Annotated in this window: 9 protein-coding genes and 1 pseudogene; 4 read left to right on the top strand and 6 right to left on the bottom strand. The window is 73.3% G+C overall.

All coding sequences use genetic code 11. The annotated features are described in order from the left end of the window. Nucleotides 1-29: 29 nt before the first annotated feature. Nucleotides 30-3,515: an indolepyruvate ferredoxin oxidoreductase family protein gene (locus ACFO0B_RS24325; RefSeq protein WP_378614880.1), complete on the bottom strand. Its 3,486-nt coding sequence runs from the start codon at nt 3,513-3,515 to the stop codon at nt 30-32. A gap of 407 nt (nt 3,516-3,922) precedes the next feature. On the opposite strand from ACFO0B_RS24325, the gene ACFO0B_RS24330 reads away from it, so the two are divergent. After that, nucleotides 3,923-4,282, top strand: a complete 360-nt coding sequence (locus ACFO0B_RS24330) for a hypothetical protein (protein WP_233017753.1) — start codon at nt 3,923-3,925, stop codon at nt 4,280-4,282. A 135-nt stretch (nt 4,283-4,417) separates the two neighbouring features. Further along, nucleotides 4,418-4,729 (top strand): ArsR/SmtB family transcription factor, encoded by a 312-nt coding sequence (locus ACFO0B_RS24335; protein WP_233021276.1) that lies wholly within the window; start codon nt 4,418-4,420, stop codon nt 4,727-4,729. Nucleotides 4,730-4,791: 62 nt separating this feature from the next. Here the strand turns inward: ACFO0B_RS24335 and ACFO0B_RS24340 are convergent, their stop codons facing one another. From ACFO0B_RS24340 to ACFO0B_RS24360, 5 genes and pseudogenes are all read right to left on the bottom strand, one after another. Then, nucleotides 4,792-6,102, bottom strand: a complete 1,311-nt coding sequence (locus ACFO0B_RS24340) for a 2OG-Fe(II) oxygenase (protein ID WP_378614881.1) — start codon at nt 6,100-6,102, stop codon at nt 4,792-4,794. 658 nt (nt 6,103-6,760) lie between these two features. Then, nucleotides 6,761-7,309: a class I SAM-dependent methyltransferase gene (locus ACFO0B_RS24345; RefSeq protein WP_378614882.1), complete on the bottom strand. Its 549-nt coding sequence runs from the start codon at nt 7,307-7,309 to the stop codon at nt 6,761-6,763. A gap of 56 nt (nt 7,310-7,365) precedes the next feature. After that, nucleotides 7,366-7,716, bottom strand: a pseudogene (locus ACFO0B_RS24350) (hypothetical protein); the annotation flags it as partial. Between the two features lie 81 nt (nt 7,717-7,797). Next, on the bottom strand, nt 7,798-8,025 hold the full coding sequence (locus tag ACFO0B_RS24355) for a hypothetical protein (protein WP_378614883.1): 228 nt from the start codon (nt 8,023-8,025) through the stop codon (nt 7,798-7,800). 181 nt (nt 8,026-8,206) lie between these two features. Further along, nucleotides 8,207-8,788, bottom strand: a complete 582-nt coding sequence (locus tag ACFO0B_RS24360; RefSeq protein WP_378614884.1) for a TetR/AcrR family transcriptional regulator — start codon at nt 8,786-8,788, stop codon at nt 8,207-8,209. 27 nt (nt 8,789-8,815) lie between these two features. On the opposite strand from ACFO0B_RS24360, the gene ACFO0B_RS24365 reads away from it, so the two are divergent. After that, on the top strand, nt 8,816-11,176 hold the full coding sequence (locus ACFO0B_RS24365) for a PEP/pyruvate-binding domain-containing protein (protein ID WP_378614885.1): 2,361 nt from the start codon (nt 8,816-8,818) through the stop codon (nt 11,174-11,176). 30 nt (nt 11,177-11,206) lie between these two features. Continuing rightward, nucleotides 11,207-12,331 (top strand): hypothetical protein, encoded by a 1,125-nt coding sequence (locus ACFO0B_RS24370; RefSeq protein ID WP_378615298.1) that lies wholly within the window; start codon nt 11,207-11,209, stop codon nt 12,329-12,331.

Genomic DNA, 12,331 nt, shown 5'->3' on the forward strand with positions numbered 1-12,331 from the left:
GCGCCGGAAACTCATCGGTGCCGCGTCGATCAGGCGGGGCCACCGGCCCTGATCCCCGCGGTGTCGACGCCGAGCGCGCGCAGCCGGGCCAGGTAGGTCTCGACGGTGCGCAGCTTCACCTCCTCGTAGCCGCGCACCAGGTCGGCCGCGCCGGCGACCGCGACGGCGTGCGCGTGGCCGTCCGGGGTCAGGGTGGCGGTCAGGGTGCGGATCGTCTGCTCGTAGTGCGCCGCGAGGCGCCGCTCGAGCCGCCGCATCCGCGTGAACCCGAAGGGGTCGAAGGGCGTTCCGCGCAGCCCGCGGCCGCGGGCGAGCACGCGCAGCGCGGCGGGGGAGCGCAGCCCGATCTTCTTGTCCCTGCCGAGTGCGCGCAGGGTCGGCGGGTGCAGCTGGTAGGTGAGATTCTCCGCGCCGGGCAGCTCCTCGCGGACCGCGCCGAGGAAGGCGGGGTCGACCAGCATCCGGGCCACCTCGTACTCGTCCTTGTAGGCCAGCAGTTTGTGCAGCCCGTGCGCCACCGCCGCGGTGAGCTCGCTGCCAGCGCCGATCGTCTGCTCGGCGGCCCAGACCTCCTGCACCAGCGCGAGATAGCGGGCCGCCAGCGCCTCGCCCTGGTAGGCGACGAGCTGGGCGGCGCGCCGCTCGACGGTGCCGCGGACCGCGCCGGTCACGCCGAGCGGGGCGAGCAGCCGCGCGGGCAGCGGGGCATCGTCGCTGCGGTGCGAGCGTTCGCCCGCGCGGGTGGCCGCGGCGAAGGCCGCCGGGTCGGCGACGGCGACCCGGCCCCAGGCGAAGGCGCTCCGGTTGGCGCGCACCGCGACCCCGTTGAGCGCGATGGCCTCCTCGATCGCGGCGGCGTGGATGGGCAGCGCCCCCGCCTGGTAGGCGGCGCCGACCAGCAGCGAGTTCGCGGTCGCGGAGTCGCCGAACAGCACCTCGGCGGCGGCCACCGCGTCGAAGCCGAGCACGTCCCTGCCCACGGTGGCGAGCCGGTCGAGCAGCACGCTCTCCGCCGGGTAGGCGACCGAGGCGTCGTGCACCATGTCGCCGGTCGGGGTGCGGCTGGTGGAGGCGACGACCAGGGTGCGCTCGGCGCTGCCATAGCGCAGGTTGCGATCGTCGGCGGCGGTGAGCAGGTCGAAGGCGAGGAAGCAGTCGGCGCCCGCGGGGGCGATGCGGTTGGCGGCGTCGACCGCGCGCCTGCTCAGCCGCAGGTGCGAGGTGACCGGCCCGGCCTTCTGGCTGAGCCCGGTCTGGTCGAGCCCCTCCACGTGCAGCCCGGCGCGCAGCGCGGCGGTGCCCAGCACCTGGTTGGCGGTGACGATGCCGGTGCCGCCGACCCCGGCGAGGAAGACGTCGAAGGTGCCGTCGATCTCGGGCAGCTCCGGGTCGGGAAGCTCGGGCGGGGCCGGGGCCGCGGTGCGGGCCCGCGGCGCGGGCACCTCGGGCAGCTCGACGGTGACGAAGGCCGGGCAGTCGCCGTCCAGGCAGCTGTAGTCGGTGTTGCAGCCGGTCTGGTCGATCCGGGTCTTGCGGCCGAACTCGGTCTGCACCGGCCGCACCGACAGGCAGTTCGACTTCACGCCGCAGTCGCCGCAGCCCTCGCAGACCGCCTCGTTGATCAGCACCCTCGTGCGCCGCACCGGCGCCTCGCCGCGCTTGCGCTTGCGCCTGATGTCGGCCGCGCACGGCTGGTCGTAGATCAGCACCGTGACACCGGGGACCTCGCGCAGCAGGCGCTGGGCCTCGTCCAGGCGGTCGCGATCCCACACCAGCACACCGGGCGCGAACGAGGCGCCGCGGTGCCGCTCCGGCTCCTCCGCGCAGACGATGGTTTTCACCACCCCCTCGGCGGCGAGCTTGTGCGTCAGCCGCGGCACCGAGAGCCCGGCCTCGGCGGGCTGGGCGCCGGTCATGGCGACGGCGGCGTTGTAGAGGATCTTGTAGGTGATGTTCACCCCGGCCGCGATGCACGCCTGGATCGCGAGCTGCCCGGAGTGGAAATACGTTCCGTCGCCGATGTTCTGGAAGATATGGCCGACGTCGGTGTACGGCGCCTGGCCGATCCACTGCGCGCCCTCGCCACCCATCTGGGTGAGCCCGGTGACCTGGGAATCGGTGCGCGAGGACATGGTGACCAGGGTGTGGCAGCCGATCCCGCCCCCGGCCAGCGAACCGTCCGGGACCACGGTGGAGCGGTTGTGCGGGCAGCCGGAGCAGAAGAAGGCGGTGCGCTTGGTGTCGAGCACGCTCAGCGGCAGCGCGGCGGGCAGCGGGGTGCGCAGCGGAACCCGTTCGCGCAGCACGGTGCGCAGCGGGCCGACGAGCCGGGCGGCGGTCAGCTCGCCGTCGGCGGGGACCAGCGGGCGCCCGTCGGCGGCGCGCTTGCCGAGGACGCGCGGCGGCCGCGCGGTGCCGTACAGCGCCTCCAGTACCTGGGACTCCGCGAACGCGGTCTTGTCCTCCACGACCAGCACCGTCTCCACCCCGGCGGCCACGCGGCGGACCTTGCCCGCATCCAGCGGGTAGGGCATGCCGACCCGCAGGATCCGGATCCCCGCCCGCCGCAACTCGTCCGCACCCAGCCCGAGCTCCTCGAGAGCCTGGCGCACCGCGTCGTAGGCGGTCCCGACCGCAACGATGCCGAGCCAGGCGTCCCCGGTGTCGACCTCGACGCGGTCGATGTCGTTGGCGGCGGCGAACTCTCGCACCATCGCCCACCGCGGCCCGTACAGCTCCGCCTCGGCGAGCACGCTGTCCGGCGGGGCGGCGAGCACCCGCTGACGGTAGGTCCAGGGCCTGCCCTCCCACTCCAGCCGGGGAACGGTGATGCGGAAATCGGTGAAATCGCGGTCCAGCGTCCACAGCCCGTCGGCGACGTCGGCCACCAGTTTCAGCGCGGGCCAGCATCCCGACGCCCGGGACAGCGCCACCGCGGACAGGCCGAAGGCCACGACCTCCTCGGCATTGCGCGGGAACAGCACCGGCATCGACAGCGCCGCCAGCGAGCGTTCGCTGGCCGCGGGCACCGACGACGACTTCGCCGCCGGATCGTCCCCGACCAGCGCCAGCGCGCCGCCGGCCGGGTGCGCGCCGTACATGGCGGCATGCCGCAGCGCGTCACCGGCGCGATCCAGCCCGGGGCCCTTGCCGTACCAGACCCCGATCACCCCGTCGTGCGTCCTGCCGCCCTTGGGCAACTCCAGCTGACTGCCCCACACCGAGGTCGCCGCCAGCTCCTCGTTCACCCCGGGCACGAGCCGCACATCGTGCTCGGAGGCCAGCTCCGGCAGCCCTGCGAGCAGGCGATCCAGCCCGGCCAGCGGACTGCCCTGATAGCCGGAGACGAAGGTCGCCACCCGCCGCCCCGCACGCCGATCGCGCTCGTGCTGCTCCACGAGCAGCCGCGCGATGGCCTGCACGCCGGTGAGCAGCACCGGCCCCGTCGCACTCCGGTACCGGTCCGCCAGATCCACGGAATCGGTCACCGGCTGAACATCATCGACGTGCGTCATATCCGCACCGTCTCGGCAGAACTCGACATCTGGCGCCCCCAGTATCGATATCGGTTGAATCCGGTCAACGAAGCATCGAGATCAACGAACCGACGGCCCGAAACGGGGCCTGCACCCTCATCGGCTCGGTGGAGCACAATCGTCCGGTCGCGAGGCGACGGGATCAGCGGCCGATGCTACCCCGTGCCACGGGTAGCGCGGGGCCGCGGTCCGCCCGGCTGTGGACAGCTTCGCTCCGCGGCCGGAACCCTGTGGATCGTGAGGATCGGCACCCGGCCCCGGCCTGCTGCGGCGATCAGCCTCGGAACGCGCCGCGCGCAGGGGCGGAGGCTCGGTTGCCTGCTTGCGTAACTCTGCAATTGCGAATCTCTTGGCGTACGGTGGGCTCACCGACGGAAGGAATCGCTGTGGCCCACATGGAAGTCGCGTTGAAGGATCTGATGATGCTGGACGGCGCGATCGCCGCGGCCGTCGTCGACTACGGCAGCGGGATGCCGCTCGGCACGGCAGGCGGCTCCAGGGACTTCGACATCGAGCTGGCTGCCGCGGGCACCACCGAGATCGTGCGGGCCAAGATGCGCACCATCGGCGATCTCGGGCTGGACGAGGAGATCGACGACATCCTGATCACCCTGCGCACCCAGTTCCACCTGCTGCGGCCCACCGGCAACGGGCTGTTCGTCTACGTCGTGCTCGATCGCGGCCGCGGCAACCTGGCGCTGGCCCGGCACAGCCTCAAGGCCGTCACCAGGGAACTCGAGGTCTGATCGCCGGATCGGCGCGGCAGCGGGGCCGCGGGGCCGGGAATCGGCGATTTGCTAGGGTTGGCGGGCAAATCTTCGGTGTGCCGGTGCGCTGGTTGGAGGGTCGACGTGGGCGGTGTGCGCCGGCCGCTGTACCGGATGAAAGCCGACTTCTTCAAGACGCTCGGGCACCCGGCGCGGATCCGGGTGCTGGAATTGCTGAGCGAACGCGAGCACACGGTGGCCGAGATGTTGCCGGAGGTGGACGTGGAACCGGCGAATCTGTCCCAGCAGCTCGCCATCCTGCGCCGCACCGGCCTGGTCACCGCCCGCCGCGAGGGGCTCTCGGTCACCTACGCGCTGACCTCGCCGCAGGTCGCCGAGTTGCTGCGGGTGGCGCGGGAGATCCTGACCACCGTCGTCACCGGCCAGGCCCAGCTCCTCGACGAGCCGGAGAGCGCGGAGAAGTAGCCGGAGGTACCGGCGCCCGGCGCGGAGCCGGACGCCGATACCGCCCCGGGCGCAGGCGGGTCTTATCCGGCGCGCACCACGACGGCTGCCCGCCGGTACCACCGCTCGATGGTGTCACCCTCGTTGCCGGTGTACCCCTCGGCCTGGTAGGCGTGTGGCTGCAGCGCCTGCGTCGGTGTGGCGCAGCGGATTTCGTCGTCGTGCACCTGCTCCGAGACCGCCAGGCCGGTTCCGCCGGCATCGAGCCGCCAGGTCAGGGTGGTGAAGACGACTTCGGGCTCCTCGGCGCCGGGCCGGTTGGCGTCCGGGTGGTCGCTCGCCGAGCGGTCGCTCGGCTCGCCGAACATGTCCTCTTCGTCCTCGTCGCCCTCGATCGACTCCCACTCGTCGTCCACCAGCGCCCATTCGCCGTCGGCGAGCTCCCACCGGCGGCGCCTGCCCATCATGCCCAGCTCGTCGATGAAGGCGTCGGTGCGGTGGTGGTGGACCACCTCGGTCAGGGCGAGCTCGACGGCGAGCCCGGCCGTCCCCGCGGCCGTCCGCAGCGCCGCCGCGCTCGCCGCGTCGGTGCCCTTGAGCCGGTCCCAGCCGAGCCCGCGCTGCGAGTACTGGTGGTCGAGCAGATACACGAGCCGCTGCGGCGCCCGGTGCTCGGGGCCGTCGCCGCGCCGCCAGTGCGGGAGCGGGACCGGCGTCCCGAAGTAGGCGCGCAGCGCGGCCGTGAGCTGCGGAGCCGGGGGCGGGTCGGCGGGGCGGGTGTCGCCGGTCGCGATCAGGTTGTAGGTCAGGGCGATCCGGTACCCCTCGGTCACCGGGAGCACCTCGTGCTCGCAGTCGGCGTAGAACGCCACGTAGCCCACCGCGTCGGCCGCGCTCTCGGTGTGCAGCCGCCGGTCGCCGTGCTCGATGACGAGCTCGCCGCCGGTGCACTCCGTCGGCAGCGTCAGCACCAGCGTGCCGATCATGCCGTCGGCCTTCTCCGAATCGCGGTGCCTGCGGAAGAACTGCCCCGGCTCGTAGACCAGCAGCGAGTGCGGCTCCGCGCGCAGCGCGCAGCCGGCGGGAAGCCCCAGCTCGGCGCGGACGGTGTCGAGAACCGCGGCGAAGCCGCCCCCGTCGACCCGGACCCGATCGAGTGGGACCTTCCAGGTGTCGCGCACCGCCGGGTCGAGCAGCGTCTGCTCGCCCCGGCCGAACTGCGCGGGCGCCGCCAGCGCGCGGAGTTGCCGCGCCTGCTCGGGCGGGACGGGGAACGCCAGCGGGCCGACGCCGTCCACCTCGACGGCGATGGTCGTCGGCAGGGTGCCGTGTGTGGCGAAGGAGCCGGATGCCACTGTGGAGCGGAGCGATTCGACGATGTCGGGCAGGGTCATGGCCGCCCCCGGAGCGCAGATCTCATGCGGCGGAACGTAGCCGGGACCGGTGACAGGTTCGCGTCGTCCCGGAACTGGGACTTGCCCGGCCGCAGGGCCATCGGCATCGTCGCAGGTGGATCGGGAATCGAGGGACCCGCCGAAATTCAACGACATTGATGTCCTTTAAAGGACCAAAGTCCCTAGCTTTCGGCTACACTCTGTTTGTCCGGGTTCGGCTTGAGCCGCCACGACCCGGGCGGTCGGATACCGGTGGTCCGGGTCGAGATGTGTTACGCAGCTCGGCCCGGCGCCATCCGCACCGAAATCCCCCGCACTCCCGGCCCGGCAGCGTCCCGAAGTCCGGTGCCTCGTGCAGGCGGAAGCTGCCCACTACGGTCAGGCCGCGCTGGCGGAAGCGGGCCAGGAGGAGCTGCAGGTCGCGCGGGGTGTCGGCGGGGCCGGAGAGCACCGTCGTTCCCGCCGCAGTGCCGAGCGCCCGGATCAGGTCGGGGAAGGCGGAGAGCTGCTCGGGGTCGAGCTCGCCGGCGAGGACGAATCGGTACCACTGCGGAGGCACGCCGGACCACCGAATCCGGTTGCGGGCCGGGAATTTCGCGGAGCATCTCTGCCGCGACGAGGTGCCCGCCGTCGGCGTGCCACGGCGAAGCGGTTCGGCTCACCTCGTGAGGGCGCGCTGGACGCCGGTGAGCATCGGCAGGACGAATTCGCCGCTCGCGGTTTCCGGGGTGGTGGTGAGGTAGGTGCGGATGCGGTCGAGCAGGGCGATTCGCTGCTGTTCGGGGAGGGTGAGTACGCCCGCGCGGGTTGCCAGCGTCGCGACCAGGGTGTCGGCGGTGCGGCGCTGACCGTGCGGGAATTCGGCCTGCTCCGCTTCGCCGAACCGGCCTGCCGTCGGGAGAAGCGGACCGGTCGCGGTGCGCCAGCGGCTGTGCGTGTCCCGGGGGCCGATGACCACGCGGCCGCTGACCCGTTCCAGCCCGGCGACCCAGCCGATCCGGTCGTCCAGCACGTTCCACAGCCCCGCCACCGTTCCGCCCGGCGCGAGCACCCTGGTCAGCTCGGGCCCCGCCGCGTCCATGTCGAACCAGTGCATGGCACTGCCCGCCAGCACGGCGTCGACGGAGTCGTCCGGAAGCGGGATCGCCTCGGCGCTACCGAGCAGGGCGCGCACCTCCGGCAGTGCGCGCCGCAGTTCGGCCAGCATCGCCGGTCCGGCTCGACCGCGACCACCTCGGTGCCCAGTGCGGCAAGTACGTCGGTCAGCTTTCCGGTCCCGGCGCCGAGATCGAGCACCCGCGAGCCCGGTGCGAATTCCAGCGCCCAGCGCACCGCCTCCGGTGCGTAGCCGGGGCGGTGCTCGGCATACGCGGCCGCGGCCGTGCCGAACGGGAGGTCGTGGACCCTGTCCTCTTCCATGCGGCCACCGTAGGGGAATTCACGCCGTGCAGAGGCGGAGAAGCGGTCCCTTGTCATCGGATCGGCTGCTGTGGCAACGCACCCGACGCTCTCGGCAATCCGGATCGACGCGGTGTTGTGCGGCCGGATGGTCGCCCAGACGCGCGGCCCCCCGCCTCCAGCGCTTCGCACAGATCCCGTGCAACTCCGCGCCATCCCCGATGTCGAACAGCCGCAACGACATCCGCTCGGTCTCGAGCGCGGCGTCCATCGCCCGCGGCGTGGCCTCCGGCGGCCTCATCGGCTCCGGTCGAGGAGATCTTCGGTGAGGACCGCGCGGACGGCGCCGCCGGTGGTGATGACATCCTCGATCAGGGTTACCGTCGCACCCGCGAACTCGCCGCCTTCGGCGAGCCTGCCCGTGCCGTAGGTGCTGGTGGCGCCGGAGCGCAGGGTGAACCGGCCGTGCAGGCGGCAGCGGGCGTCGATGTCGTGGGCCAGGTCGAGCAGCGCGGGGTCGGTCACGGGGTGATTCGGTCACTCGTACGCCTCGCGCTGCTGCTCGTAGAGCCGCCGGTAGCGGCCGTCGCGGGCGATGAGCTGGTCGTGGGTGCCGTATTCGGCGGCGCGCCCGTCGTCGAGGCAGAGGATGCGGTCGGCGAGGCGGGCGGCGAAGAGGCGGTGCGAGACCGCCGTCGATCGGTCCTCAGGGCGCGCGGAGCCCGTCGAGCAGCAGCCGCGTCGTGCTCTCCACCCAGGCGTCGGTGAGCCCGTCCGGCCCGCGGATGAGCAGGGCGGCCAGCGCCGAGCCGATCACCACCTCCAGCAGGACGCCGCCGTCGAACCCCGGTCGCAGCTCGCCGCGCTCGATGGCGGCGGCGAGGTGGCCGTCCAGCCCGCGCCAGCCCTGCACCGCGAACCGGTCGAGCAGCCGCTGGTTCAGGGTCGCGTCGGCGGCGGCCTCGCCGATCAGGCCGGGGACGGCGAGCCGGGCCAGCGGCGAGGTGAGCAGCGCGACGGTGCGGGCGACGACGGCGCGCAGGTCGGTCTCCAGCGCGCCGGTGGCGGCGACGGCCGAGGTGTCGGCGTCGCGGAACACCGCCTCGTGCACCAGGTGCGCCCTGCTCGGCCAGCGCCGGTAGACGGCGGGCCGCGAGGTGCCCGCCCGGTCGGCGATGGCGGCCATGGTCAGATCGGCGTAGCCGACCTCGGTGAGCAGCTCGGCCGCCGCGCTCAGGACCGCCGAATCGATCCGGGTGTCGCGGGGTCGCCCATTCTGCTCCGTCATTTCCGTGACACGCGTAACGTTTCGCCGGTGGGCACTACCGGACCCGTGGTCGCCGACCTGCGCGACATCACGGACGACAGCTTCGGCGGCAAGGCGAGCGGACTCGCCGAATTGATGCGGCTCGGCCTGCCGGTGCCGCCCGGCTTCGCGATCGCCGACGCCGCCGCGGTCCCTGCTGCTGCCGTCATGGAACGATTCTCGCGCATGCGGGCCGCCGGATCGACGCCGGTGGCGGTGCGCTCGTCGGCCGCGGGGGAGGACGGCGCCGAGCTCTCCTTCGCCGGACAGTACGAGACGGTGCTCGGCGTCGGCACCGAGCGCGACCTGGTCGCCGCCGTGCACCGCTGCGTCGCCTCCGCCGATTCCGGCCGCGCCACGCACTACGGCTCCGGCGGCGCCATGCACGTGGTGGTGCAGCAGCTGGTCGATGCCGCCGCGGCCGGGGTGGTCTTCACCGCCGACCCGGTCTCCGGGCGCCGCGACCTGCTGGTGATCGACGCGGTACACGGGCTGGGGGAGAGCCTGGTCGACGGCTCGGGGCACTCGGACCACCACGTCCTCACCGCCGCGGGCGCCTCGGTGACCAGCGAGGTCGGTCCGCACCCGGTGCTCGCGCCCGACCAGCTCACCGCCATCCGCACCGGCGCGCAGACCGCCGCCGCGCACTGGGGGCGGCCGCTGGACCTGGAGTGGGCGATCGACCGCGCGGGCACGCTGTGGTGGCTGCAGGCCCGCCCGATCACCACCCTGCCCGGCGAGCTCGACGAGATGGACACCCCCGTCTCCGCCGGGCACGTCTACACCCGCTGCAATATCGGCGAGATGATGCCGGGCGCGTTCTGCCCGCTCACCGCGGCGGTCAGCGGGCACGCCATCGACTACGCCATGCAGATGGTGCAGGTCATGGGCGGGGTGCAGCGGGGGTACGAGGAGCGCTGGCCGCAGGTCGGCTACTTCTACGGCCACATGTTCCTGAACCTGAGCGAGGGCACCGCGCTGAGCTCGGGCATCCTCGGCAACTCCCGCGAGCAGTTCTCGATGTCGATCTGCGGCCGCGTGGTGGACGAGCTGGAGGCGGCGCCGCCCAAGCCGTTCGCGCAGCGGTTGCGGAACACGGTGCGGCTCAGCGCCTTCACGCTCAGCGTCGGCCCGGCCATCCGCAGGCTCCCCGCGGAGATCGACGGGTTCCCGGTGATCTCCGGGCGCGATCCGCGGGTCGTCCTGGCGCAGCTGGAGGCCGGGGTCGCGCTGTATCGCCGGGTGACGCTCACCCACGTCCGCTCCTCGTCGCGGGCGGCGGTGGCGGCCAACATCCTGGAGGACCGGCTGGTCCGGGCCGCCGTGCGGCGCGGTGCGAGCGAGGCGGACGGCCGCGCCGAGGCGATCCGGCTGCTGGCCGGGGCCACCGACGTGGAGAGCGTCGTCATGGTCGAGCAGCTGACCGGCGTCATCACCCTGCTCGCCGCCGACCCGGACGCCGCCGCGGCGTTCCGCTCGGCGGCACCCGCCGACGCGGTCGAGTCGCTGGTGGCGGCGCAGAGCCCGGCCGGGGCGGCGCTGCGCGAATTCCTGGCGCGGCACGGCCACCGCGGCTACCGCGAGCTGTGCATGCGCGACCCCTCCTGGGCCGACGACCCCGGCGGGCTCGGCTCGATGATGCAGATCATGCTGCGCGCTCCCGCACCGGAGCGCGAGGCGGCCGCGGCCCCCGGTCCGCGCCGCGGCGCGCTGCGGCTTCTCGCCCGGCTCGCCCGGGGCGGGGCCAGGGGCCGGGAGGAGACGAAGTCCCGGATGGCTCAGGTCGCGCACCGGCTCAAGCGCGGCTACCGGCACCTCGGCGCGGTGCTCAGCGAGCGCGGCGACCTGCCCGACGCCGACCTCGTCTTCTTCTTCGACCGCGCCGAACTCGCCCGGCTCGTCGACGGCGACACCGCCCTCGTGCCGCGGGCGGAGCAGCGCCGCCTGGCGCTGCCGTTCCAGGCCGCGCTGCACTTCCCCGACGTCTCGGTGGGGCGGCCGGAGCCCGCGCCGCCGCGCGCCGCCGTCGCCGTCCCGGCCGACGGGGAGATCGCGGGCCGCCCGGCCGGGCGCGGTGTGGTGGCGGGCGTCGTCCGGGTGGCGCACTCGGTCGTCGAGGCGCGCGAACTCCGACCCGGCGAGGTGCTGGTCGCCCCGGTGACCGATGTCGGCTGGACCCCGTACTTCGCGGTGATCGCCGCGCTGGTCACCGACATCGGCAGCTCGGTGTCGCACGGCGCCGTCGTCGCCCGCGAGTACGGGCTGCCGTGCGTGGTGAACACCCTGGTGGCGACCACCGCGCTGCGCACCGGCGACCGCGTCCGGGTCGACGGCGACCGCGGCGTGGTGACCCTGATCAGCCGTCCCTGAACCGAATCCGAGGAGCAGAACGTGCAGCACGTGCCCGGGGTATTCCCGCTCGACGAGTACCCCATCCACCAGATCCCCGCCCCCATCGAATGGGTGGGCGGCGACCGCAACTTCTACGACCGGTCCTACTGGAACGCGCTCGACCACTCCGGCGAGCTCATGCTGATCACCGGCATCGGCTACTACCCGAACCTGGGCACCAAGGACGCCTTCTTCGTCGTCCGCCGCGGCGACGAGCAGATCGCGCTGCACTTCGGCGACGAGATCGACAGCGACCGGCTCAACCAGCACTGCGGGAACTACCGGCTGGAGGTGGTCGAGCCGCTGACCACCTCGCGGCTGGTGATCGCGGAGACCGATGGGATCGCCGTCGACATGACCTGGCGCGCCTCGTTCCCCGCCATCCCGGAGCAGCGCCACGTCATGCGCTCGGGCAGCCACCGCACCATCATCGACGCGCAGCGCTTCGCGCAGGTCGGCACCTGGGAGGGGTCGATCAGCATCGACGGCACCGGCTATGCGGTGACCCCCGACCGCTTCACCGGCACCCGCGACCGCTCCTGGGGGCTGCGCCCGATCGGCGAGGCCGAGCCCGCCGGCCGCCCCGCCGACCCGCCCTTCGGCGGCATGTGGTGGCTCTACGCCCCGATCGCCTTCGATGACTTCGCCGTCGTGATCATCATCCAGGAGGACGCCGACGGCGAGCGCAGCCTCAACGACTGCCACCGCGTCTGGCCGGACGGCCGCACCGAGCAGCTCGGCTGGCCGCTGGTCTCGACCACCTACCGGCCCGGCACCCGCCTGCCCGCCACCGGCACCCTCGCGCTGCGCACCCGCGACGGCGCCGAGGTGCGGCTGGAGCTGGAGTCGAAGCTGTTCCTGGCGATCGGCGTCGGCGGCGGGTACAGCCCCGATCCGGACTGGCTGCACGGCCAGTGGCACGGCGAGAACTTCACCGAGCGGCGGAACTACGACATGACCGCGCCCGAGGTGGTCGGCAGGCTGCCCTTCGGGCTCACCGACAACGTCGGGCGCGCGGTCTGGCACGAGGAGGGGAAGGAGCCGCGGGTCGGCTGGGGGCTCTACGAGCACGGCGTGATCGGTGTGCACCGGCCCAGCGGCTTCACCGACTTCTTCCAGGCGGCGCCGGAGTAG

The organism is Nocardia jiangsuensis (genome assembly GCF_042650385.1).
GTDB lineage: Bacteria > Actinomycetota > Actinomycetes > Mycobacteriales > Mycobacteriaceae > Nocardia > Nocardia jiangsuensis.

What these genes read in the sequence shown, in the direction of transcription:
- ACFO0B_RS24335 (WP_233021276.1), top strand. Translation starts at nt 4,418, where the DNA reads ATGAAAGCCGACTTCTTCAAGACGCTCGGGCACCCGGCGCGGATCCGG.
- ACFO0B_RS24345 (WP_378614882.1), bottom strand. Translation starts at nt 7,309, where the DNA reads ATGCTGGCCGAACTGCGGCGCGCACTGCCGGAGGTGCGCGCCCTGCTC.
- ACFO0B_RS24340 (WP_378614881.1), bottom strand. Translation starts at nt 6,102, where the DNA reads ATGACCCTGCCCGACATCGTCGAATCGCTCCGCTCCACAGTGGCATCC.
- ACFO0B_RS24325 (WP_378614880.1), bottom strand. Translation starts at nt 3,515, where the DNA reads ATGACGCACGTCGATGATGTTCAGCCGGTGACCGATTCCGTGGATCTG.
- ACFO0B_RS24360 (WP_378614884.1), bottom strand. Translation starts at nt 8,788, where the DNA reads ATGACGGAGCAGAATGGGCGACCCCGCGACACCCGGATCGATTCGGCG.